The 24,793-nt window shown below is 66.5% G+C and carries 18 protein-coding genes; 8 read left to right on the top strand and 10 right to left on the bottom strand.

Annotated features, from left to right (window positions below; genetic code table 11):
• The 3 genes from BST12_RS09860 to BST12_RS09850 all read right to left on the bottom strand — a co-directional run.
• Positions 1-801, bottom strand: an 801-nt coding sequence (locus BST12_RS09860; protein ID WP_139801578.1) for a PE family protein, incomplete at its 3' end; no start/stop codon positions are given.
• Between the two features lie 105 nt (positions 802-906).
• Positions 907-2,355 carry an amidase gene (locus BST12_RS09855; RefSeq protein WP_083112921.1) on the bottom strand — a complete coding sequence of 483 codons (1,449 nt, stop codon included), beginning with the start codon at positions 2,353-2,355 and terminating at the stop codon, positions 907-909.
• Positions 2,356-2,363: 8 nt separating this feature from the next.
• Complete coding sequence (locus BST12_RS09850; protein WP_083112920.1) at positions 2,364-3,167, bottom strand: mycofactocin-coupled SDR family oxidoreductase; 804 nt, start codon at positions 3,165-3,167, stop codon at positions 2,364-2,366.
• 143 nt (positions 3,168-3,310) lie between these two features.
• On the opposite strand from BST12_RS09850, the gene BST12_RS09845 reads away from it, so the two are divergent.
• Positions 3,311-4,951, top strand: coding sequence for a flavin-containing monooxygenase (locus tag BST12_RS09845; RefSeq protein ID WP_083112933.1), 1,641 nt, complete (start codon positions 3,311-3,313; stop codon positions 4,949-4,951).
• A 9-nt stretch (positions 4,952-4,960) separates the two neighbouring features.
• Here BST12_RS09845 and BST12_RS09840 read toward each other — a convergent pair whose 3' ends face one another.
• Positions 4,961-5,197 (bottom strand): hypothetical protein, encoded by a 237-nt coding sequence (locus tag BST12_RS09840; RefSeq protein WP_139801577.1) that lies wholly within the window; start codon positions 5,195-5,197, stop codon positions 4,961-4,963.
• Positions 5,198-5,467: 270 nt separating this feature from the next.
• On the opposite strand from BST12_RS09840, the gene BST12_RS09835 reads away from it, so the two are divergent.
• The 5 genes from BST12_RS09835 to BST12_RS09815 all read left to right on the top strand — a co-directional run bounded on the left by BST12_RS09835 (position 5,468) and on the right by BST12_RS09815 (position 11,680).
• Positions 5,468-6,430: a DNA polymerase domain-containing protein gene (locus BST12_RS09835; protein ID WP_083112918.1), complete on the top strand. Its 963-nt coding sequence runs from the start codon at positions 5,468-5,470 to the stop codon at positions 6,428-6,430.
• A 50-nt stretch (positions 6,431-6,480) separates the two neighbouring features.
• Positions 6,481-6,681: a hypothetical protein gene (locus BST12_RS09830; RefSeq protein WP_083112917.1), complete on the top strand. Its 201-nt coding sequence runs from the start codon at positions 6,481-6,483 to the stop codon at positions 6,679-6,681.
• Positions 6,682-7,555: 874 nt separating this feature from the next.
• Positions 7,556-8,806 (top strand): YcaO-like family protein, encoded by a 1,251-nt coding sequence (locus BST12_RS09825; RefSeq protein WP_245850197.1) that lies wholly within the window; start codon positions 7,556-7,558, stop codon positions 8,804-8,806.
• Positions 8,807-8,814: 8 nt separating this feature from the next.
• A complete protein-coding gene (locus tag BST12_RS09820; protein ID WP_245850204.1) occupies positions 8,815-10,293 on the top strand; it encodes a TfuA-like protein in 1,479 nt (492 codons plus the stop codon).
• A gap of 34 nt (positions 10,294-10,327) precedes the next feature.
• Positions 10,328-11,680, top strand: coding sequence for a cytochrome P450 (locus tag BST12_RS09815; RefSeq protein ID WP_083112931.1), 1,353 nt, complete (start codon positions 10,328-10,330; stop codon positions 11,678-11,680).
• Here the strand turns inward: BST12_RS09815 and BST12_RS09810 are convergent.
• From BST12_RS09810 to lpqN, 4 genes are all read right to left on the bottom strand, one after another.
• On the bottom strand, positions 11,646-13,823 hold the full coding sequence (locus BST12_RS09810; protein WP_245850203.1) for an FUSC family protein: 2,178 nt from the start codon (positions 13,821-13,823) through the stop codon (positions 11,646-11,648). The two genes, BST12_RS09815 and BST12_RS09810, sit on opposite strands and share 35 nt — an antisense overlap.
• A 151-nt stretch (positions 13,824-13,974) precedes the next feature.
• Positions 13,975-15,489 carry an alpha/beta fold hydrolase gene (locus BST12_RS09805; protein ID WP_083112914.1) on the bottom strand — a complete coding sequence of 505 codons (1,515 nt, stop codon included), beginning with the start codon at positions 15,487-15,489 and terminating at the stop codon, positions 13,975-13,977.
• Between the two features lie 35 nt (positions 15,490-15,524).
• Positions 15,525-16,010: a hypothetical protein gene (locus tag BST12_RS09800; RefSeq protein ID WP_083112913.1), complete on the bottom strand. Its 486-nt coding sequence runs from the start codon at positions 16,008-16,010 to the stop codon at positions 15,525-15,527.
• Between the two features lie 83 nt (positions 16,011-16,093).
• On the bottom strand, positions 16,094-16,783 hold the full coding sequence (gene lpqN / locus BST12_RS09795) for an envelope biogenesis lipoprotein LpqN (protein ID WP_083112912.1): 690 nt from the start codon (positions 16,781-16,783) through the stop codon (positions 16,094-16,096).
• 181 nt (positions 16,784-16,964) lie between these two features.
• On the opposite strand from lpqN, the gene BST12_RS09790 reads away from it, so the two are divergent.
• Positions 16,965-19,595 carry a GH92 family glycosyl hydrolase gene (locus tag BST12_RS09790; RefSeq protein ID WP_083112911.1) on the top strand — a complete coding sequence of 877 codons (2,631 nt, stop codon included), beginning with the start codon at positions 16,965-16,967 and terminating at the stop codon, positions 19,593-19,595.
• 20 nt (positions 19,596-19,615) lie between these two features.
• On the opposite strand, the gene BST12_RS09785 is transcribed toward BST12_RS09790, so the two are convergent.
• Positions 19,616-21,991, bottom strand: coding sequence for a lysylphosphatidylglycerol synthase transmembrane domain-containing protein (locus BST12_RS09785; protein ID WP_083112910.1), 2,376 nt, complete (start codon positions 21,989-21,991; stop codon positions 19,616-19,618).
• A 63-nt stretch (positions 21,992-22,054) separates the two neighbouring features.
• Between BST12_RS09785 and BST12_RS09780 the strand changes: the two genes are divergently transcribed.
• On the top strand, positions 22,055-22,996 hold the full coding sequence (locus tag BST12_RS09780) for an SAM-dependent methyltransferase (protein WP_083112909.1): 942 nt from the start codon (positions 22,055-22,057) through the stop codon (positions 22,994-22,996).
• Between the two features lie 57 nt (positions 22,997-23,053).
• Here BST12_RS09780 and BST12_RS09775 read toward each other — a convergent pair whose 3' ends face one another.
• A complete protein-coding gene (locus BST12_RS09775; protein WP_083112908.1) occupies positions 23,054-24,628 on the bottom strand; it encodes an MCE family protein in 1,575 nt (524 codons plus the stop codon).
• Between the last annotated feature and the right edge of the window lie 165 nt (positions 24,629-24,793).

Raw genomic sequence — 24,793 nt, 5'->3', positions numbered from 1 at the left:
GGTGCCACCCACCCCACCGTCGCCGCCCGTGCCGGCGTGGCCGCCGTAGCCGCCGGCCCCGCCGGCACCGCCGTTGCCGCCGGCCCCGCCATCGCCGCCGGTCCCACTGATCCCGATGCCGACTCCGGCGCCGATGCCGCCGGTCCCGCCGTTTCCACCGATGCCGCCCGCGCCGCCTTGACCGAATAGCAGCCCCCCTTGGCCGCCGGCCCCGCCGTTGCCGCCGGGCCCGCCATTCGTGCCGGGAGCGCCGGCCACACCCGCGCCGCCAGCTCCGCCGTTGCCGCCGTGCCCGAACAACCCGGCCGCTCCGCCGTTGCCGCCGTTTTGGCCGGGCGCACCCGAGCCGCCGTTGCCGCCGTTGCCGAACAACCACCCGCCGTTCTGTCCGTTCGCGCCGGTTCCGGGCGCGCCGTTAGCGCCGTTGCCGATCAGTGGGCGCCCGCCGACGACCGCCGAGTACCGCGCGTTGAGCTGGGCGAATGGGTCCTGCCCATTTTGCAGGGCGAGTACGAAGTTGTTGAACCCCTCGGAAAGCTCGTAGAGGTTCGAACCGAGGGCGACAGTGCGGGCGAACTGTTCGTTCAAGGTGGCCGCGGTGGTGCTGAGGTCTTGGTATTGCTGACCCCAGCCGCTGAACAACGCCGCGATCTGGGCAGACACTTCGTCGCCGGCCGCGGGCAGCAACTGCGTGGTGGCCGCGGCCGCCGCGAGGTTGGCCACGGAGACGGCTGAGCCGATCCCGGTGATGTCGGTGGCTGCTGCCGTCATCAGCTGCGGCGAAACGAAAACGTACGACAACGCGGTTCTCCTGTCTCTGTCGCAATGGCGCGAAAGTCGACTGATCCTGTGCGCCCCGCGATGAGCAATCGCTGGAGAAAGGTTGAACGCGCTGGTGCGCTGGGCTCAGATCCGCGGCATCGGCGGATGGTCAGCCGACCATGGCTGGGCCGATTCCAGTTGCGCCGCAAGGCGAATGAGAATGTCCTCGCGCCCGTAGCCGGCGGCCAGCTGAATGCCGACCGGCAGGCCGCCGGCGTTGCGGTGCAACGGCAGGCTGATCGCCGGCTGACCGCTCATGTTGAACGGGGGAGTGAAGGCGGCGAATTGCCCGCCGCGGCGCATCGGCGCCGTTGGGTGCTGGGGGTCGTTCTCGAATTCGCTGAGTAGTAGCGGTGGTTCGGTGACCGTTGGAGTGAGCAGCACGTCCCAGCCGTCGGCCCACCACTGCTGCAGTGCCCGCCGGAATGCGTAGACGGCACCCTGAGCTGTCGCGTAATCGATGGCGCTCAATCGCTGGGCACGCTCGATGAGCACCCAGTTCACCGGCTCGATGTCGTCGGCGGTCACCTCGCGCCCGAGGGTCTGGCTGTACTCGCGCGCCGCCATCGCCAGCTGCGTGCACCACAGTGCCATGAATTTCTGGGTCAGCGTGGTGTCGGCGAGAGCCGCCGGCCACGCCGGCTCGACAATGTGACCCAGCCCCTCCAGCAACGAAGCCGTCGCCCGTACCGCCGAAACGCAGTCCTCATGCAGGAATTCGCCGCGCGGATGCACGTCGAGCAGCCCGATGCGCAACCGGCCGGGTGCTGCGCCCACCTCGTCGGCGTACGGTCGCGGCGGCGCCGGCGCGATGACGCTGTCGCCCACCCCCGGACCGCGCAGGGCGTCCAGCAGTCCCGCGGTGTCACGCACACTGCGGCTCACACACAGTTCCACTCCCAGCCCCGTCTCGGCGCGCGCCGGCCCGAGCGTGATGCGACCCTGGCTCGGTTTGAGGCCCACCAGCCCGCAGCACGACGCGGGAATGCGGATGCTGCCGCCGCCGTCCGAGGCGTTGGCAAAAGGGACCATTCCCGCGGCGACGGCCGCGGCGGAACCGCCGCTGGATCCGCCCGGCGTGCGGTCCAGCGCCCACGGATTGCGGGTCGGTCCCCAGGCCAGTGGCTGGGTGGTCGGCAGGCTGCCCATCTCCGGGCTGTTGGTCCGCCCGGCGATCACCAGCCCGGCCGCTTTGCAGCGAGCCACCAGCGTGGTGTCGGCGGTATCGATCTTGCCCGCTGCCTTCAACGCCGCGTTGCCGTTGGACAACGTCTGCCCGGCGAAGCTGGTGTAGAGGTCCTTGAGCAGAAAAGGCACGCCGCGAAATGGGCCGTCGGGCAGGCCGGGGTCCGCCGCGATGTCGCGGGCGTGCTCGAACCACTCGATGACGACTGCGTTCAACGCGGGGTTGGCCGCCTCGATCCGGTAGACCGCCGCCTCCAGCAATTCGCTGGCGGTCACCTCGCCGGTGGCGACCAACCGTGCCTGCTCCGTGGCGTCCAACCAGCGAGTCTGTTCGGCGAGTTCAGTCATGGTTTGCCTCAGTGGATTCGGGCGCTGCCGCCCAGGCCGATCTCCAGCACACTGCCGGTGATGACGCCGGGGTCGGCTACCAGGTAGAGCACGCCGCGGCTGACGTCCTCGGGCTGCAGCCACGGTTTCGGTATCGGGTTGGCCTTCATCATCCGGCGCACCAGATCGTCGGGAACATCGTCACCGCCCGGGGGCTGCACCATCGGCGTCTGCGTGGTGGTCGGGCAGACCACGTTGACCGTGATGCCCTCTTTGGCGACTTCCAGGGCGACGGACTTGGCCAGCCCGATCACCCCCCATTTCGTGGCGTTGTATGCAGCGAGTTCGGGGATGCCCATGCGGCCCCCCATCGACGAAGTGACCACGATCCGGCCGTACTGCTGCCGGCGCATCACCGGTATGGCCGCGCGCAGGGTATGGAACGCACCGGTCAGGTTGGTGTCGACGAGTTGCTGCCAAACGCGGTCGCTGACCCCTTCCAGCGGCCCGGTGCTGACGATGCCGGCGTTGGCCACCACGATGTCGAGCCGGCCGAGATCCTTGACCGTCTGCTCGACCGCCGCGTCCACCTGAGCCGAGTCGCGCACGTCAACCGCCATAGGCACGCAGCGCCGGCCCAGCTCCTCGACGAGTTTGGCGGTGTCGTGCAGGTCGTCCTCGGTGCCCAGCGGGTAGGTCAGGTCCGACATGGAACCCGGCGCATCGGCCGCGACGATATCCGCCCCTTCGGCGGCCAAAGCCAGCGCATGCGCGCGCCCCTGCCCCCGAGCCCCCCCGGTGATCAACGCGACCCGTCCCTCCAAGGCACCCACAGACCGCTACGTTAGGACACGCGAATACAACGATCGACGCGGGCGCCATCCGCGGCGCCGGTGAACCCCCCCGGCTCGATCGGCACTGCAGTACGGTTCGCAGTGAGGAAGGGGTGCGCATGGACGACGGCGTGCAGGCCACAATGCGTTCCCCGGATGAAGCCTTCCCGGCCGTCGAGACCCGCGACACCATCGTGATCGGCGCCGGGTTCGCCGGCCTCTATGCCGTGCACCGGGCGGTCGAGGCGGGCTTCTCGGTGGTCGGCCTCGAAGCCGCCCCCGGCGTGGGTGGCACCTGGTATTGGAACCGGTATCCCGGCGCGCGCTGCGACGTCGAAAGTGTGGACTACTCCTACTCTTTCGACGAAGAGCTACAGGCCGGCTGGACCTGGACGGAGCGGTTCGCGGCGCAACCCGAGATCCTGGCGTACCTGGAGCACGTCGCGGATCGGTTCGACCTGCGGCGTCACTACCGGTTCGGCACCGAGGTGGTCGGGGCGCGCTTCGACGAGGCCCGCGCGGAATGGGTGGTGGGCACGTCGTCCGGCGACACTTTCCGCGCGCGGTTCCTGCTTTGTGCCACCGGGTGTTTGTCGAAACTGAACCGCCCCGATATTCCCGGCATGTCCGACTACACCGGCCAGGTGTACTTCACCGCGGCGTGGCCCCGAGACGATCCGGACTTGCGGGACAAGCGAATTGGGGTCGTCGGCACTGGCTCATCGGGTATCCAGATCATTCCGATCCTTGCTGCGCAAGCCAAGTCGTTGGTGGTATTTCAGCGGTCCCCGAACTACACCATCCCGATGCCCAATCACCCGTGGTCCCAAGAGGATTTGCAACGCATCCGTCAGGAGTATCCCGACCGACGGCGGCGCTCGGCATATGCGGCGTCCGGAACGCCGCACGGCACGTACCACAAGAACGCGGTCGACGCCGATCCCGCGGAACGCGATGAGGCGCTGTGGCGGCGCTGGCGCGAGGGCGGTGTGTTGTTCGCCAAGACCTTTCCCGACCAGACCAGTGATTTGGCCGCCAACGACATCGCACGCCGGTTCGCCGAGGACCGCATCCGCGAGATCGTCACCGATCCCGCAGTGGCCGCGGATTTGATACCGGTCGACCATCCGATCGGGACCAAGCGCATCTGCACCGACGCCGGTTACTACGCGACATTCAACCGGGAGAACGTGCGGCTGGTGAACCTGCGTCGCGAGCCGATCGAAGCCATCACCGCCGACGGCGTGCGCACCAGCGCAGCCACCTATCGCTGCGAAGTACTAGTGCTGGCAACGGGTTTCGATGCGTTGACCGGCGCGCTGACCAAGATCAACCCGGTTGGCCGCGACGGTCAGCGGCTAACCGACATCTGGACCGACGGGCCGCTCACCTTCCTCGGCGTCATGGTGCCCGGGTTGCCGAACCTGTTCAGTTTCAGCGGCCCGGGCAGCCCGTCAGTGCTGGCCAACATGGTGTTGCATGCCGAGGTGCAGGTGGACTGGGCGGTCCAGCTGATGCGGGCGGCACGAGCGGGCGGCATCACCGAAGTCGAGCCCCGCCGCGGCGCCGCCGTCGAGTGGACCGCGCGTGTTGCGCAGGCGGCCGAGCGGACGCTGTTTCCCAAGGCGCAATCATCGTGGTATCTGGGCGCCAACATCGAAGGCAAGAAGCGGATCTTCATGCCCTATGCCGGAGGATTCGGTAGCTACCGCAAGTTCTGCGACGACGTCGTGCGCCGCGATTACGCCGGGCTGGTGCTGACCGCATCGGGGAGCGCCCGTTAGGCAAAGTGCTCAACGCCGACGGGGAACGCAGACACCTCGTACGCACCCTATGAACCCGCGCCGGTGGGTGGGCGGCGCCACTTGGGGCGGCTGCCGGCATCCGTCGTCCTGACACGGCGCGGCGCCGCCACCGTCGCCGAGGTATTGGGCCCGCGCGGGCAACGGCGGATCGGCCTGGGCCACCGGGACGCCGGTCAGCGCAACCGCGGCCGCCGCGATAGCTCCCGCCACCAGCATCTTGGGCACACCGCCGATTGTCTCGGATGTGCGCATCGCCGCGTTCGCAGTGCGATAACGATTTGATCTGCACATGGTGCTGCGATGCACGGTTGATTAACCTCGCCGTCGCAGGTGCGAACATCACCTAGCGACAGCGGGGATCTCACCGTCACCCCTCGAGATGAGATCCCCGCTGCACCTCCCGCGATGCACCCGACGGCCTAAAGCCACGGCCCCGGGTAGCGGCCGTCCTCGTCGCGCACCAACAGGACCCGCCCGACGGCTTAGGGTGAACAGATGAGCGCCGGCGAACAGCGCGCGGGGGTCGATCTGACCAACCTCGATCAGCCGCTGAGTCCGGATGCCGCGGCCACCAAGCGAGATCTGCTCGACTACCTGGACGCGGTGGCCGACGCGATGTTGCCCGGCCTGGCAGGCCGGCCGCTCACCGTGCTGCGGGTGCTGCGCGGGCGGGCACCGTTCATGCAGAAGAATGTGCCGAAATACACCCCGGATTGGGTGCGCACGGTTGCGATATGGGCAGACGCGTCCCACCGCGAAGTGCATTACCCCCTCTGCGACGACAGGCGCACGCTGCTCTGGCTGGCCAATCAGCGCGCCGTCGAGTACCACCCCACACTGGGCCTGGCCAACGACATCTACCGGCCCACCCACCTCGTGCTCGACCTCGACCCGCCCGCCGGTGCCGACTTCGCCGCGGTGGTCAACGTCGCATATCTGGTGCGGCAGGCGCTGGCGGACTGCGGTCTTGCCGGCGCCGTGAAAACCAGTGGCGCCAAGGGAATTCACGTCTTTGTGCCGGTCGACGACCACGCGCCGGTGGACGACGTCGCGGCGGCCACCCGCGCGCTGGCCGCGCGCGCGGAAAGACTCGATCCATCATTGGCGACAACGGCTTTCATCGTGGGGGACCGCGCGGGCAAGGTGTTCGTCGACTCCACCCGCGCCGGCGGCGCGACCGTCGCCGCCGCCTACAGCCCCCGCTTACGCCCCGGCACACCGGTGTCGTTTCCCGTCGATTGGTCAGACCTGGACCGCATCAACCCCGCCGACTTCACCGTGCACACCGCCATCGATGCGCTGCGCGGACGCGACCCGTGGGCTCAATCGATGCCCGAACCTCAGCGTCTGCCAAGCGATCTCATCGAACACGGACGCACCATCCCCGTCGCCAGGGTGGCGGCCATGCACGAAGGAAAGCGACGTGCCCGGGCGAAACGCGGCAGTGACCGCCAGTGACCGGCAGCGACAGCGAGTGACCGGCAGCGACAGCGACTAGGGAGATCGAGTTGTCCACCTTCAAGCGGTACCTCGGCTTTCAGCTGATGATGTTCGTATTCGGCATCGTCGGACCAATCTTTTTGATCATGTTCTTCGCCACCCAGCCCGACCCAGCCATGAAGTGGGCGTATTGGGCGGGACTCTTTATCACCTACTTCGACATAGTGATCGCACTCGCGCTCACCAAGTCGACCGGCAATACCCCCTGACCAGCTGGTTGGTCAATTTGCCTCCATTTTGAGGCCGGTTACTGGGCGTCGCGGCCATGGCCCGGCCGGACACGCCTCACTAGGCTCACCGCCCAACCGAATGGACACGATGACCGTGTCCCATGAACTGCTGGTCCGCGAGATGCGGACGGTGTACGCGGGCGTTTACGGCTTCGTCAGCGACGACGTAGTCGACTGAGCAGCCACCCCGGCCGAGTCGACATAAGGAGGTGATAATGGCCCACGAGCTGCTGTTTTGCGAGAAGACGACGGCGTACGGAGCGCAGTTGAGTTTCTGCGGTGACGACGTCGTCGAATGAGCGGACCCGCACGGCCGGCCGTCGTTGCGGCGCGTGTGCAAACTGCCGCCCTGAGGCGCCGGTCAGTGGGCGAACCGCCCATGGCAGGTAGGCAAGATGCCCGTTTAAGCTCGCCCTGCGTGAAAATGCGCGGCATCTCGGCGAATCCCATTGCGGTGCATGACCGCATGCGAAGGAAGCGAGGAGGTGACCATGTCCCACGAGCTGCTGTTCAGTGAAAAGCAGACGGTGTACGGAGCCTATTTGGCTTTCTGCGGCGACGACGTTGTCGAGTGAGCAGATAACCACCGATCTGAACGTTCGCGGAATCCCGTCGTCGCGTCGAGACGGGATTCCGCGACACCCCCGGTGATCTCCAAGCAGGGAGGAGGTGAACCACATGTCACACGAACTCCTGTTCTGCGAGAAGGAATCCGCGCACTCGTCTTCTTTCATGTTCTGCGGCGATGACGCCATCGAGTGAGCACCACCATTGATCCGAACACCGTGGGTCCCGTCGTCTCCGTGAGACGGGACCCCGCTATGTCAAAGCACGATCCACAGAAAGTAACACGATGTCCGAAGCGGCAGCCGTAGCCGTCGACATGCTGACTGGCCCGGACTGGTCGCACTGGCCGAAGCGGGTATTGGGGTCCGGCGACCCGACGACGATCGGGCACCGGGACGGGACGTACCGCGTCGTCAGCCCCGATGAAACCTGGCTGGCCGTGCAACCCCTGCTCGAAACCGCCGGCATCACCCGGGTCGCCGATCTGACCTGGCTGGACGAGATCGGCATTCCCACCGTCCAGGCCGTGCGGCCCGCCTCGGTGACGTTGTCGGTGAGCCAGGGCAAGGCCCGCACCTACCGCGCTGCTCAAGTCTCGGCGGTGATGGAATCCCTGGAGACTTGGCACGTCGAGAACGTCACCCCGGACCTATTCCACACGGCGGCAACCGAACTCGCCGCAGACCTGACCTACGATCCCGCGCAGCTGCGCCGGCCCTACGGCGGCCTTTACCACCCCGACGCGAAGCTGGACTGGATGATCGCCACGACGTTGCTGACCGGCCGTCGAACCTGGGTCCCGTGGGGCGCCGTCGCGGTGACCGTGGCAATCAGCGATTGCTGGGCCGCGCCGATGTTCGCCATGGACACCAACGGATTGGCCTCGGGCAACAGTTATCACGAGGCCACCCTGCACGCGCTGTACGAGCTCATGGAACGGCACAGCCTGGCCAAGGGCGTTGCGGGCTCGACCATGTTCGAGGTGCCCATCGACGATGTCGCCGGCTCCGATTCCGCCGGTCTGGTCGAGATGATCTACCAAGCCGGAAGTGAACTGTACCTGGCGCGAATCGACACCTGGGACGGCTATCACTGCTTTGCGGCCGACCTGGTCTCACCGATGACCGAAATTCCGTTCTGCGGCTTCGGATTACACCACGACCCCAACGTAGCGTTGTCGCGGGCCATCACCGAAGCCGCGCAGTCGCGGCTTACCGCAATCAGCGGAGCCCGTGAGGACCTGCCGTCGGCGATTTACCAGCGCTTCGCCAAGGTGCACAACTTCGCCCCGGCCGGCCAAACCATAAGATCGATGCCCCGCGCCGAGCCGATCCGGTGGCACAGCCGCAAAACCGACTCGCTCTCGGAACTGGTCGCCTCGGCGGCCACGGCGGTGGCGCAACGCAGTGGCACCGAACCGCTGGCGGTCGTGTGCGACATCGCCGACAGCAGCGTTCCGGTCGTGAAAGTCATCGCCCCGGGACTGGAGGCCACCGACTCATCGCCCATCCGGACCCCGCTCGAGGAGTCGGAATGACACCTGCACTGACGACTCCGCGAAGAATCGTCGTCACCGCCGGACCCACCATCGGTGCCGACGAGATTCACGCTGTGGTGCCCAATGCCGAAGTGGTACAACCGATTGCGTTCGGTGACGCGTTCCGCTACGGATTGGGTGCGGGCGACACGCTGCTCATCGTCGACGGGCTGTTCTACCAGCAGGCCTCGGTTCGGCACAAAGAGCTGCTGACCCTGATGGACGACGGCGTCCGGGTGGTCGGGTCCTCCAGCATGGGGGCGCTGCGCGCTGCCGAACTCCACCCGTTCGGCATGGAAGGTTACGGCTGGGTCTTCGAGGGGTACCGGGACGGCCTTCTGGAAGCCGACGATGAGGTGGGGATGGTGCACGGCGATCCCGACGACGGTTATCCGGTCTTCGTCGATGCGCTGGTCAACATCCGTCACACCGTGGCACGGGCCGTCGAATCCGGTTTGCTGCCGGATTCATTGGCGAACCAGCTCATCGAAACAGCGCGCAGCACCCCCTTCACCATGCGCACCTGGAACCGGCTGCTGGATGCGGTTGGCGTGCGCGAAAACCAAGTTCTGGCAAGGCAATTGCGATCGTTGCGGGTGGACATCAAACATGCCGATGCCGTCCTCGCGCTGCGTCGGCTCGCCAGCGAGCCGAAGTCGGCCGCTGTGCGGCCGGGACCGCCGCCCACCGCATGGTCGGAGCGCTGGCGGCAGCGGTGGGCGCCACCGACGCCCGTCTCGGTCGCGGCCGGCGACGGCGACCCGTCGGTTGTCGAGGTCACCGACGCCGAGGTGCTCTCGCTGCTGAGCGTGTGCGCGACCGACCGGTGGGCCTACCTGCCCGCCCTGGAGCAGGTCGCGGCGTGGTACTGGACGCTGACCCATCCTGACCAGCCCGGCAGTGTGCGGGAACGCGCGAATCGTGCCGTCGCCGAAACGCCGGCCGTCGGCTACCGGGATGCGCTGGAAGCGGTGGCCCACCGTTACGCGCTGGCCAAGGGCGTCATCGACGAGTCCGGCTTTCCCGAGCCGGTCAGGTCGCACTGGCTCACGCCGGCGGAGAACGAAAGCCTGCGCCACGACCCGGCCGCCGTCTCGGCGCGCGTGATCACCCGCACGCTGTTCTTCGCCCGATCCCTGCCAGCCGAACAGCACTACCTCGAGCTGCTGCGCGAAGACCCGAGGCTGCCGAAATGGCGGGCGATGACGGCCCAGGCCCTGGCGATGCGCGACACCCTGGCGCGCCAGAAGCCGCATCTCAATCTGCGCCGGCCGGACCCGACGCTGCTGAAAACCCTGTTCAGTGCCCGGTGGCGCGCCCCGGTGGACCGCATCGAATTGGCCAGTCGAGGCTTGCTGAGTGACGGCGCCTTCTACACCGCGGCGACCATATTCGCCGTGGCGGCCGCCGATGGCCAACTGCCAACCATCGAAGTCGGCAGATTAGGTGCAGCAGAACAGGTTTCGCTGGTGGAGCCGGCACGCTAGGGCCCGTCGCAACGCCGGCCGTAGAATGGCGCTGATGCCAGAAAGCGCCGCGCCCGCCGACGACACATCTCCTCGGCTGCCACCCGGACGCCGGCTCCCGCGATGGATGCAGGCGGCGTTCATGTTCGGCCATGGACCGCATTTCATTGCCGCCTGCCATCGCCGCTACGGCGACGTCTTCACGTTGCGCATCACCTCGCTGGGCGCCCTGGTGTACCTGGCCAATCCGGCCCACATCAAGACGGTGTTCGCCGGCGACCCGGCGATTTTTCATGCCGGCGAAGCGAACTCGATGTTGCGCGGGATGTTAGGCGACAGTTCGCTGCTGGTGGTCGACGACGATGTGCACCGGGACCGTCGCCGGCTGATGATGCCGCCGTTCCACCGCGACGCCGTGGCACGCCAGGCCGGCCTGATGGCCGAGATCGCCGCGGCCAATATCGCCGTGTGGCCGGTGGGCGAACCGTTCGCGGTGGCGCCCAAAATGGCTGAGATCACCCTCGAGGTGATCTTGCGGACGGTCATCGGTGCCACCGACCCCGCGCGGCTGGCCGCGCTGCGCGCGGTGATGCCGCGGCTACTCCGCGTGGGAGTGTGGGAGACCCTCGCGATCGCCAACCCGGAACTGATCGGACAGCGGCCGTGGCGGGGGCTGCGGCGGCGAATTCAGGAAGCCGACCGGCTGCTTTACGCCGAAATCGCCGACCGGCGAGCAGATCCCGACCTGGAGACACGCACCGACACCCTGGCCATGCTGGTGCGCGCCGGGGACACGATGACCGATCGGGAACTGCGGGACCAGCTGATGACGCTGCTGGTGGCCGGTCACGACACCACGGCGACCGCGCTGTCCTGGGCGCTGGAGCGGCTCACCCGTCATCCGGCCGTCCTGGCCAAGGCGGTGCGCGCCGCCCGGGCAGGCGCCCCCGCCGGCGACGAGTTCCTCGACGCGGTGGCCAAGGAGACGCTGCGGGTCCGTCCGGTGGTGTCGGACGTGGGACGGTTGCTGACCGAGCCGGTCGAGGTGGCCGGTTACCTGCTGCCGGCCGGCGCGATGGTCGTCCCGTCGATAGCGCTGGTCCACGCGAGCGACTCGATATACGCCGATGCGGATCGGTTCGACCCGGATCGCATGCTCGGTGCCACGCTCACGCCGACCACCTGGTTGCCGTTCGGCGGCGGCAACCGGCGCTGCCTGGGCGCCACGTTCGCGATGACCGAGATGCGGGTAGTGCTCCGAGAAGTGTTGCGCCGCGCCGAGTTAGACACGACCACCGGCCCTGGCGAGCGGCCCAAGCTCAAGCACGTCATTCAGGTGCCGCGCGACGGCGCCCGCATCCGCGTCACCGCTATCAGGGACGTCCCGCAACCGAGCTTGGCAGTTTGAGTCCAGCGTCGGCGCCCAAATGGGTGGCCGCGGTGACGACGGCCCGTTCGATGCGGCGCAGCGAGTGCAAGGCGCTGAGCAGCCGTCGGGCATTGTCCTCCAGCTCGGCCCGACCCGACGGGTCGTCCTGCTGCCTGGTCAGGGCCTCGGCGGTGTCCAGGGAGTCCGACGCCCCGACGATGGTCACCTCGCGGGCTCCCTCGAGCGCGGCAACCAGCGCTTCGATGTTGCGCTGAATCTGGTTCGCCGCGGTGGTGACGGCGTCGGACAACTCGTCCGAGCAGTGCGGGTCGTGGTACTGCTCGCTGCGGCGAGCCAGATTTCGCCCGTAGCGGTCGCAGGCGGTGAACAGCCGCAAGCTTTTTTGAATGTTGCGCCGGCCGGCGAAGCCGGCCACCCCGGCCAACAGCGGCTTGGCGGTTTCCCGGAACTTCTGCATATCCCGGTCGAGCTGACGGGCCTGCTCGGTAGGGCTCATGGTCTCGTCGTCGTCGAACATGGTCGCGACCGACGCCTGGATGAGAGCGGACAACGACGTCAGGAAGGCCCGGGTGTCGTTGCGGATGGTCGTTCGAATGTTGGTGGGCAACACCAGGATTGCGACGGTGACACCGATGACGGCACCGATCGCGGTCTCTTCGATGCGCAGCATCAGCACCCCGAAGCTGAACTTGCCCAGTAGCCCGTACAACAGCGCCAGCATGGTGGTGATCCAGAAGGTCATCAGGCTGTAGGTGACCTTCATGAAATAGAAAGCGCAGAACAGGCATACGAAGATCAGCACCAGCGACTCGACCTTGTTGCCGGCCACCAGTGTGGCGATGAGCATGCCGCTGGGTACGCCCAGCACCGTGCCGAGCAGACGCTGCCAGCCCTTGGTCAGGGTTTCGCCCCACGAGTTGGTGCCGGCGAAGATGACGAACGCCGCGATCACCGCCCAATACCAGCGTGCCGGCGACACCAACTCGCCGGTGATGATCGCAAGTGCGGCGGCGATGGAAACCTGGATGGCCTGCCGTGTCGTCGGCAACAACCCGCTGGGGGATTGACCATCGGAGTCCGCAGGATGCGGTTCTGACGCGGGCTCAGCGGGCTCACCTGGCTCATCTAGCTCACCCGGTTCGCCGTGTCCGGCGTGCTCGGCGTGCTCGACTAGGGCCCGGACTTCGGCGGTGGCATTGGCCGCCGCGACGATCGCCAGGGCGAGGCGGCGAATGAGGGTGCTTTCGTCGTGTTGAGCCGCTGAGGCCGGACTGGGCTGAGTGTCCAGGATTCCTTGCGCTCGGCCGGCGGCCGCGCGCAGGCCCCGGGGTTCGGGTAACCGGATGGCCCAGGCCAACTGGGTGAGGGCGCCGGCCAGTTCGGCGCGCGTGTCCGCCGGAATTCGCGCGCCGTTCAATGCAACCCGCTGTCCGGCGATCGCCACCCATTCGACGGCGAGTTCGGCGTCGAACAACCACGGCGCCAGATGCTCGCCGCTAACCCCGGGCCACAGCGTGGCCGGGTTGTACTTGTCCTCGATCTGGCTTTGCACCATCAGCGCGGTCGCGTTGAGCCGGGCGATCCGCGTGTGCATGCGCCGACGCCGCCGATGGTCAAGATGCCCGGCCCGGATCGCGTCGGCGGTGGTGTCGACGCCGATGGCCATTCGCGCCCGCAGTGAGCGAATTGTGGCCCGCAGCACGCGTTCTGGCCGATCGGGCAGCACGTAGGTGCTCATCACGAAGGTGCACAGCGTGCCCACCAGCACCGCGCCGATCATCCACGGGAGCTCGGCCGGGCCGGCCCGCAGGTACAGGGTGAAGAAGTAGGCCATGAAGGCGACCATGCCCAGCGCCCGGCCGCGGGCATCGAAACGGCGGATATACACCGCGACGAACACGATGACCACGAACACGAGGTCGGCGGCGATTTGGTGGGGGGCCAGCAGCGCCGCGGCGGTGATGGAAAGCGCGGCCGGCACCGGCAGCAGCGCCATCGTTATCCGTTGCTGACGAGGGTCGGGTTCGGTGACCGAACGTGCGGCGATCATCGTGATGACGACGCCGAGCAGCGCAACGGTCAGCGGCTGCCCGGTCGCCCGGGTCAACAAGTACAGCGCCAGCATCGAGCAGGCCAGCGCGGCCGTCGTGCGACTGGCCATCCGCAGCCGCAGCAGTCCCGGGTCCGAGCCGATCGTCCAGATGCGCGCCCGCTGGTACAGCGCGGCGAACCAGGTGAAAGGCGTTGTTGCTGAACGGGTTTCGGCAGGGCGAAGCGGAATTGGTGAAACGTCGTTCATCACGGCCCGGTGCTCAGGGAACGCTGAACTTCGGCATGTTGGTGTACGCGAGACAGGACTGATCGACGTCGCGACCAGGGTTGTTGAGGTAGGCCGTCATGATGGTCTGGGCGCAGGTGGACGTCGGCAACACTCCGTGGCCCACCCCCGGGACCCGCAACGCCACGGCGTTGCTGAGCCCGGGCGTGATCTCCCTGACCCACTGCGGGGCGGTGCTGGAGTCGAATGAGCCCGAAAGGATCAGGGTCGGAACCTTGCTCAGCGCCGGAAGGGTGTCGGCGGTGTCTGATCTGCCGAGTTTCCACGCCTCGCACTCGCGGAAGATCCAGCCGCCGGTCGGGGTGACCCGCAGCACCGAATCGGGCAGCCCGGGCATCGCCAACCGGGCCTGAGCCAGGGCCTGATCCGGCGTGGTCCAGTTCGCCATCTCCTGGCAGTACGCGCCCAACGCCAGGCCGGCACCCAACAGCCCGCGCTGTGGCGCAGGCGGGACACCGGCGGCGATCCCCGCGCCGGCCAGACTGCCGTCCCCTTTGGACAGCGCGAAGATCATTCGCGGAATGTCGACGACCTTGGCGGGATCGGCGCTCCAGTCGAGCACCAGCGGCACCACCTTGGAGCCGTCAATAGTGACCTGCACCGCGTCACCGGCCGGGCCGGTGGTGGTGACCTGCAGCGGCGTCTGGCTCAACTTGTTGACGGTATCGAGGAAAACCGTCGCCAGGTTGGGAAAGGCGGCCGCGCAGGGCGGCTGGTCGGCACACGCCTGAAATATCCCCGCCAGGCCGCTCGCGGGAGCCTCCCACCAATGATCGACAAGGTTCATCTGGGGTGGCACCACCGAATCCAGGACCATCGACCGGATGCCCTTGGGATGGTCGCGCAGCAGCTGCAGGGCCAGGTCGGTGCCGTAGGAGACGCCGTAGACGTTCCATTGATCGATGCCCAATTTCACCCGCAGATCGGCGATATCGGCCGCATTCTCCCGGGTGCTGTAGGCCGCGAAATCGACGCCGCTGGGGGCCAGACGATTCCGGCAGGCGGCGACGGCAGCCGCGTCCAGATCCGCGGTCGACGCGGACTCGAACACCAAATTCACTGCGCGCGCGGTGAAGTCGTCCATTTCCGGGCAACTCAGGTGCGGATCGCTGTGTACCGTGCCGCGCTGGTTGACGAAGATGACGTCGCGATCGGTGTTCATGCCGCCGGCCACCACGCCAGGGGCACTGAGGGTGCCCGCACCCCCGGGACCGCCGGCCAAGAAGACGATGGGGTCGGGCTTAGGTGTAGCGCTGGCCGCCCTCACCCGGGCGACCAGGATTCTGATGGTGCGGCTCTTGGGGTTGTCCCGGTTCTCTGGCACCGTCAGATAACCGCAGCTGTAATCGGGACCCAAGTCGGCTTGCGGCATGCCCGGGAAGTTCGGCGCCGGACATGGCGCGCCCACGTAGGAGGTCCGGTCGGCCGGCCCGCGCGAACATGCCACGAGCAGGCCGGCAATGGTGACCGCGACTAGCAGATACGCCATGCCGGCGCGCAATGAAGTTGTGATGATCGCGACCGCTACTTCGCCGCAGTCAATCGCACCGCCGCCAGTTTCAGCCGCTCGATCGCCTCGGCGAACTCGTCGCGCGTCGGCGTACGGTTTTCGCGGAATTTCAGCCCCATCATGCGCTGAGCGTGCTTGACGTCATAGGACTGCGCACACCGCAGGTACAGATCGGGAAGGACAGCGCGGTCGGTGATGAGTTCACCGCGCATCGGCGACGTCTTGCCGTCGTAGACGACTTGTGCGTCCCCGCCGCCGCGGAAGTTGGCCTTCCACACCGCGCCGGTCAGCGCATAGAGATCGCGGTCAATAACGTGAGCGCTCAAGGGAATTGAAAACTCGCGGCCCGACTTTCGCCCCGTGAATTTCAGCACCATCAGCTGCTTGCGCAGCGGCCCGGCCAGGGGTGTGCCCAGCAGGAAGCCCAGGACCGGGTTGATCACACGAAGGAGGGCAGAGGGTGGATGCCCGACGTCTACCGCATACGACTGTTCTGTCATGACAACACCGTAAGACACCGTAAGGCCAATCGGCAGCGCCGCGGAGCGGGATCGGCTCCGCGGCGCTGCCGGCGGTTACGGACTTAGGGCGCGATGGTGGTCTGGTCGTCGATGACGTTGGTGGCGTCCATCAAGACCGCCTGCTCGCTGTCCAGCGAGTCGGCGTCGAGCTGCAGCACGAACAAGCCGTTCGGGCTGGTGATCACGACCGTCTTCTGCGCGACCGCGCGCTTCTTGCCGTTCTTGGTGTAAGAGCCACCGAGCTGCCAGGCCTGGAAGCCGCCGAGCGTGGATGCGCTGCCGTCGCCGCTGCCCTCGTAGGCGGGCAGGTTCTTCAGCTCACCGGGAGCGTATTGGATGATCTTGGCCGGGTCGACGTCACCGGTGAGCTTGGAGACCAGGGCCACGATCGTCGGCGGGTCGTTGGGGTCGGTGGGCTTGCTGTAAACGATGCCGCCATATGGGGCGCCAGAGCCCTCGGGGATCAGCGTCCATCCCTCGGGCACCGGCAGATTGATGGTCGGGGAGCCCGGGTCGCCGTGGTGAACGGGGGTCTCGGTGATGTGGTTCTCGATGATGTAGTCGGCGATGGTCTTGTTGGCCTGCTGACCCGGGGCCGTGCTGGTTGACGTGGTGGTCGACGTCGAGGTCGAGGTGGACGTCGACGTGCTCGTGGACGTCGACGTCTTGGTGTTGCTCTTGTTGTCAGAGCCGCAACCAACCAGCGCCAGGCCCAACGCCACGGTCGCGATTGCGGCAGTGAAGTTCTTCATGTATTCGCATCTCCCGAGAAATGGGCCGGTACCTGCGACCGGCAACGTCGGACTGAGACTAGCCGAAATGGCCCCCTAACGGCCGCTACAAGAGATGGACGCATTTCGGCCAAGTTAACGATCTGACTGATTAGATCCGCAAAAGACCCGCGAGAAGAGGCGCCTTGCAGTAAGAGAAGCTATGCGGTCACGACGTGCACTCATCGCGCTGATGGGAGCGGGAGTGCTTTTCGTGGCGTTCGTGGCCGCGCTTTCGCCCATCACCTATGACGGTGAGCCCGGGCTGGTTACCAATCCAGTGGAATATGTCGACACGCTCAACGGCACCGGTACCGGTGGTGAGACGGTAGGAGAAATCAACAATTTCCCGGGCCCCTCGGTGCCGTTCGGGATGGTGCAATACTCGCCGGACACCGTCGACGATTACGCCGGATACGACCACGACAATCCCCACTCGACCGGATTCAGCATGACCCACGCCTCGGTGGGTTGCGCGGCTTTCGGCGACATTTCCATGCTGCCGACCACCACGCCCATCGGCGCCTATCCCTGGATGGCCTGGGAACGGATTTCCCATAAACACAATGAGCGCGGCGTGCCCGGCTACTACACGGTGCGGTTTCCGGGCACCGGAGTGCTCGCCGAACTCACCGCTACCACCCGCACCGGTGTGGGCCGGTTCAGCTACCCGCATAACGGCCGGCCCGCGCTGTTGCACGTGCGTTCCGGCGCTTCGCTGGCGGGCAATTCGGCGGCAAGCCTGCAAATTGTCGACGACACTACAATCACCGGATCGGCGACCAGCGGCCGCTTCTGCGGCAAGAACAACACCTACACGGTGTACTTCGCGATGAAGTTCAGCATGCCGTTCACGTCTTACGGCGCCTGGGACGGTCAAGCGGTGTATGCCGGTGCCAACAGCGTCAATTCGCGTCGCAGCGGGGCATATGTGGAATTCCCGGCCGGCTCGGTACTCGAGGTGCGGACCGCGATCTCCTACGTGAGTGTCGAGGGGGCCCGGGCGAATCTGACGGCCGAGGGCGGAACGACTTTCGACGAGGTCCGTACCGCCGCAACCAACGAATGGAACACGGCACTGTCGCACATCGCGGTGGCCGGCCGCGACCGCAACCAGCTGGAGACCTTCTACAGCAGTCTGTACCGATCCTTGCTGCACCCCAACACATTCAACGATGCCGACGGGCGCTACATCGGGTTCGACGGCGCCGTCCATACCGTGGCGCAGGGACGCACTCAGTACGCCAACTTCTCCGACTGGGACACCTATCGGGGTCTCGCGGCCTTACAGGGATTGCTGTTTCCCCGGCAGGCCGGTGATATGGCCCAATCATTGGTCAACGATGCGGAGCAGAGCGGCTCGTATCCCCGCTGGGCCCTCGCGAATTCGGCCACCGGCGAGATGAGCGGCGACAATGTAGTGCCGCTCATCGCGAATATGTACACCTTCGGCGCAACGGATTTCGATGTCAAAACGGCACTGCGATACATGGTCGACGGGGCCACCCGCGGCGGTGTCGGGCTCAACGGCTATGTGGAAAGGCCGGGTGTCGCAACCTATTTGCAGCTCGGCTACGCCCCGCAGACCGAGGAGTTTCGCACTGGCGGCCGGATCGCGGGTGCATCGATCACGCTGGAATGGTCAGCCGACGACTTCGCCATCTCCCGGTTCGCCGAGTCGCTCGGCGAGAGCGCAATCGCCGCCGAATTCCAAAACCGCGCACAGTACTGGCAGAACCTGTTCAATCCCAGCACCGGTTACATCTCACCGCGCAGCTTGACCGGGTTCTTTCGCAACGGTCCGGGTTTCACCAAGTCCCCCTTCGGTTTCGGTCAGGACGGATACGACGAGGGCAACGCCGAACAGTACGTGTGGTGGGTGCCGCATAACGTCGCCGGTCTGGTGACCGCTCTCGGTGGCCGCGCCGCAGCCGCCGAGCGGCTGGACCGATTCACCAAGAAGCTGAACGTGGGTCCCAACGAACCCTATCTTTGGGCCGGCAACGAGCCGGGGTTCGGCGTGCCGTGGCTGTACAACTACCTCGGTCAACCGTGGAAAACTCAGCGCACCGTCGACCGGGTGCGAGGGTTATTCGGCCCTTACCCGGACGGCGAGCCGGGCAACGATGACCTCGGCGCGCTGTCCAGCTGGTACGTCTGGGCCGCCCTCGGCATGTATCCGATCATCCCGGGCACATCGATATTGTCGGTCAGCACACCGCTTTTCGAGCGCGCCGTCATCACGCTCCCGGCTGGCCGATCCATCCGGATATCCGCGCCGGGTGCTTCTGCGCCCATTCGGATGAAGTACATAAAGTCGCTGAGCGTCGACGGCCGGCCCACCGATCACACGTTTCTTCCGGAGTCGATCATCCGAACCGGTGGCGACCTGAGTTATGTGCTTTCCGGCCGGCCGAACAAGGACTGGGGCGCCGCGGAGTCGTCCGCGCCGCCATCGTTCGGGACGGGCAGTTCGGCTGTCACCGTGAATGTTTCGCAACCCATCGTCACCATCGCGCCGGGTGGTAACGGCACCGTGACCCTCGATGCGCAACGGATGATCGATGGCGCCGGCGACTACACCATTACCGGCGTGGGCTCCCACGACGGGATCACCGCCGCAGCCAAGTCCGGGCGGTTCTCAGACCGGGGTTCGGCCAAGGTCGCGATACCGATTACGGTGGCACAGTCGGTGCCCGACGAGTACTACCTGCTTTATCTGACCACCACGGTCGGCAATAGCAGCAGGCGGTCGATCGTGCTCGTCGTGGTCTCCGACCTGGCCGAGGAATAAGCGAGTTCGGCCGGCTGCCGTCAGATCATCTCGCGCTTGGTGAGCCAGCGCATGACCTGCCAGCCGGCGAAGACCGGCAGCCAGCAGGTGAGCACCCGATACAGCAGCACCGACGGGACGCCGATGGCAGCGGGCACACCGAAGGCGGCCAGCCCACCGATCAGCGCCGCCTCGACCGCACCCACCCCGCCGGGGGTAGGGGCCGCCGAGGCCAGGGTTCCGCCGACCATGGTCACCACGGTGACGGTGACGAAGGTGGTGCCCCCGCCGAACGCCTCGATGCTGGCCCACAGCGCCAGCGCTGCGCCGAGAGTTGTTCCGGCGCAACCGAGCAGGATCAGTGCGAGTCGTTTGGGTTCGCGGGCAAGCTCGATGAGGTCGCTGGTTACCTCCTTGAGCCTGGGCCGCACCGCCGTGGCAAGCCAGCGCCGCAGATTGGGCACCAGCAAGACGGTGCCGACGATGCCCAGCGCGGCTCCCGCGATCAAATACAGCACCGTGGCATTCGGAACGAAGTGCGACAGGTCGGTCGATGTTCCGGCAACCGCGCTGAAGAAAATCAGCAGTGCGAGGTGGACGATCACCTGCACGGTTTGCTGCAGCGCCACCGCCGCAGTGGCCCGCAACGGGCTCAGTCCGGCCTTCTGCAGGAAGCGCGTGCTGAGTGCCAGACCGCCGACGCCCGCCGGGGTGGTCGTTGCCGCGAAGGTATTGGCCACCTGCATGAGCGACAGCTTCCAGAAGCTCACCAGCCCGTCGGCGCAAGCCCATAACGCCGCTGCCGCACCGATATACGTCAGCACCGACACCGTCAGACCCAGCAGCGCCCACCACCAGTTCGCAGTGCGCAGTTCGGAGAAGAACGTCGGCACCGTGCTGATGAAGGGGTACGCGACATAGACCAGTGCGCCGATCAGCACCAGTTGAACGACCTGGCTACGGCTGAACCGGGTGATCGTCTGGGTCTCGATCTCGTCGGCGCCGGTTTGGCGCTTCACCTCCGCACGCGCGGCGGCGATGACGTCTGGCGCATTGGCGACCGATGCGCGAATACGTTTGGGCACAGCAGATTTGGTGAGCCGACGGGAGGCGGTCAGGATGGCGTCTTTGCCGAACACCTCGATCGCTGCGCCCACCGCGGATTCGGCGTCGTACAGGGCGGTTGTGGTGACCAGCAATTGGGCGATGTCGGATTGCAGCTGGGCGTCGGTGGCGCCGTATTCGGCATTGCCGAAGCCGCCGAAAAGCACGGTCCCGTCGGCGACCGTGATGTCGTGGCTGCGCAGGTTGCCGTGCGAGATCTGATGTTCGTGCAGGGTCTGCAGCGATTCCCAGACCTTGGTGACCGGTGTCTTGCTTGCGCATTCGTCCAGGGGAACACCGCGAACGGGCTTGTGCGCGTACAGCGTCCAGCCCCGGTCGAGCGCGGCGAAGGCGATCGAGGACGTGTTGGCCACGCCCGCGTCGCCGATCGCGATGGTCATCAGGGCGCGATGCTCTACGGCGCGGCGCATCGAGGTTTGCAAGGGTGCGGTTTCCGAGCCGCGCAGCCGCAGCTTCCACCAGAGCTGGCGCAACGCACCGCCGCTGCGCTGGTGTGGGCCGTACAGCTCGACGGCCGCTCTGGATTCGGAATCCGTTGATACGGCCGCCAATACGAGTGGCCCGGGTCCGCCCGGCCGGACCACGGCCAGCATCGACACCACGAATCCGCGTCTGGCCAGGGCGCGGACCGCGGCGTCCAGCGGCACTTCCAGCGCCGGTGTGCCGACGACCAGGACCACGAAGGCGCCGATCAGCCAGCCCACCGCGAGACCCACCAACGAGCGGGCCGGCACGATGGCACTGATGACCAGATGGATCGGCACGAAAGCCAGTAGCAGCGCCCACCACCAGCGTCGCCAGCGTGCGGGCAGCCACGGACCCGACACGGTCAGCACCGCCGCCAGCATGGCGATCCACCGCGGGTCGTCGAGGAACTGGGCCGGCAGCGTGGTGAGTTTGTCGGACAGGTCGAAGTGCCATCGCGGCGCGGCGATGCGGTTGCTGTTGATGGACAGCAGCAGCACGGCCGTCAGCCCTGCGGCGGCATATGCGCCCAACAGCTTCCATTGCCGGGACAGGATCAGGCCGATCAGAATCACGAACGGCAGGGCCAGGATCGCGATGCCGTAGGCCAGATAGACCAGATCGGACTGCGTGGGCGTGAGCACCCCGACGATCTGGGAGACGGACTTTTCCAGCGCCACCCAGCGCGGCCGGGTGATCAGTGAACTCGTGACGACCAGCACCAGGAAGAACGAGGCCAGGACGAGCCGGATGATGTCGTTGGTGCGCCGCATCAGCGGTTGCAGCAAGTCTCCGGAAACGGTGATGTCGCGCCCGTCAACTCGCATGTCGCAAACTTAACCCGCGTCTTACCCGGATTTGCTCGCATCCGCCTCACGTAGGGTCGGTTTATGGTGCGAAGCGATAACGACAGCTGGGAAATCACCGAGAGTGTGGGTGCGACGGCCCTGGGTGTCGCCGCGGCCCGGGCCGCGGAAGCCGAGAGTGAGAATCCGCTGGTCAGCGACCCGTACGCGCGGATTTTTCTGGACGCAGCCGGCGAGGGGGTATGGAGCTGGTGGGCCGCTCCCGACCTGCCGCAGGAGATTCTGGACGCCGAACCCCAGCTTCCGGTGCAGATGCGGTCGATGGTCGGTTATATCGCGTCGAGGACGGCGTTTTTCGACACCTTCTTCCTCGATGCGGCAAGGGCCGGGGTGCACCAGGCGGTGATCCTGGCCGCCGGCCTGGACGCGCGGGCGTGGCGGCTGCCGTGGCCCGACGGCACCACCGTTTATGAGCTCGATCAGCCCAGGGTGCTGGACTTCAAGTGGTCGACGCTGGCCGAGCGCGGGGCCGAGCCCAGCTGCAACAGAGTCGCCGTTGCCGTAGATCTGCGCCACGATTGGCCGGAGGCGTTGCGCCAGGCCGGATTTGACGCTTCGGCACCGAGCGCGTGGTCGGTCGAGGGGCTGCTGCCTTATCTGCCCGCAGCGGCACAGGAGTTGCTGTTCGACCGCATTCAAAGTCTAAGTGCGCCCGGGAGCCGGGTCGCCGTGGAAGCCAACGGACCGGACTGGCTGGATGAGGCCGTCCGGGAGCAGCGGCGCGAGCGGATGGAACGGGTTCGCGCGCTGATGACCAAGGTGGCCCCGCAACGGGAGCTGCCGCGCACCGACGAGCTGTGGTATCTCGAGGAACGCGAAGACGTCGGCGACTGGTTGCGCCGTCACTGCTGGGCCGCGACGGTGACACCCTCGCCGGTGTTGATGTCCCGTTATGGACGCGGGGTACCCGACGGAATCGAGGACACCTCGCCGCGCACTCTGTTCGTGTCCGCCGTGCGCGGTTAACGGTCGCGCCGCACTGAATTTTGTTGCGACACTGCCTAATTGGTGGGTGGAAGTCGGTTAGTTGGCGTCAGCGCCCGCCGCTGCCCCCAGCATTTCCTTCCATCCGTCGTCTCCCGTCTTGACGGAGTTGTCGACGGAATATTTCACTCCGTCGGGTCCGACGAGCTCCCCGCTCTGGGGAAGGTAAACGGCGGCGGCAAGCCCGCCCGGCGTGTAGACACAGGGGTTGGGTTGTTGTCCGTTGCATTGGACGCTGCCCGAATTGGGTCGTTGCAGCGGGTTGCTCAGCGGTGGGGGAGAGCCGCCCGGCGGCAGCCTGTCGGCCGGCGCCGGGTTCATGCCGTTGTTCACCGACGGGCCGGGGATCACCTGACCCGGCTTCACCGGCTGATCGCAGCGCGCGCCCGGCGCGGGGCAGGTGAGGATCTGGTTCGGATCGCCGAACCAGGGGTTGGCGCCCGCGGGAACGTAGGGTTTGGGATCGCGACATTCGCGCGGGCTGGCCGCCCGCTTTCCCGGCACGTCGACACAGGGGATGTTCCGCGAACCGCGGACATTGTTGGCGGGGGTGTCCATCGGAATCTTGCAATAGTTTCCGCTGGGCACCGGAATCACGCTGGTGTCCGCCGGCGAGCGCCACTCCGATGGCGGAATGAAGCCACTCAGACACGGCGGCGGCTGATTGATCGACAGGGCGATGTCGAGTGCGGCTTGGTCGGGAAACGGCGTGGCGATCGTCTGGTCGATCGAAGCGCCCTGCGGCATGTAGACCAGATACTGCTCAACGCCTTTGTGATAGCGCTTGAACAAGTCCAGCACCACTTCGATGTTCGCCAGGGTCTGTGGCAGTGCGTCGCCCACGTCGGTGAAGACGGACTTCACCTGATCGGCCGCTGGAGCAGCTTGGGACAGAACGCTTTTCAGGTTGTGGTCGCGCTGCGCGGCCTGTGCGGCCAGCACGTCGAGGTTGTGCGCCCATCGCTCGATGGCGGCCGCCGAGCCGACCTGACTGTTCAGGATGGGTCCCGAGTGCGCGATGATGTCGTCGATGTCGCTGAGTTGCGCATGAAAATCGCGGGCGGTTGCCTGGGTCGAATCGACCAGTCGTTGCAGTGCCGGGCCCAAACCCCCGACCGACTGCGCCGTCTCATCGAGCAGCGAACCGATCTTGTCGGTGGGCAACGCCGCAAGTCCCCGGTTGGCGCTGTCCAGGGCCGGCCCGATTTCGCTGGGCACGGTGGCTTTGGTGATCGTCTGCCCCGGCTGGAAGAACCCGCCCGGATTACCAGTCGAAACGAGGTCCAGGTATTGCTCACCGACCGCCGACACCGAGTGCACATTGGCTGTTGCGTCGATCGGGATCTGGTAGCGCGTGTCGATGCTCATCGTGACCCGCACGCCGTCCGGCGTCGGCTCGACGTCGGTGACTTTGCCGATCGTGATGCCCCGGTAGGTGACGTTGGCCGTGGGATACAGGCCCCCCGAGACGGGCAGCTGCGCGGTGAGTGGATAGCGATCGACACCGAACATGCTTGGAATCTCTAGGTAATACACGCCCAGCACCAGCAAAGCGACCACGGTCAGGATGCCGAGCACCACCAACTGGCGTATCTCGAACCGGGTTATGACCATTCGTCGGCTCAATCCCTTCCGCCAGGCCCTTGCTCGGGGTCGCGACACTGTCGGAAAGACCGGCCCCCGAGATTGAACAAGCCGCCTGTAGCGATCTCAAGTGAGAGAGCTTGCTGTGGTGCACTTTTGGCGCAACTGTGTGCGGTTTGAACAGTGCTATGTCAA

This window comes from Mycobacterium angelicum (assembly GCF_002086155.1).
Lineage (GTDB): Bacteria > Actinomycetota > Actinomycetes > Mycobacteriales > Mycobacteriaceae > Mycobacterium > Mycobacterium angelicum.
This window is presented reverse-complemented; position numbering and strand designations above follow the sequence as displayed.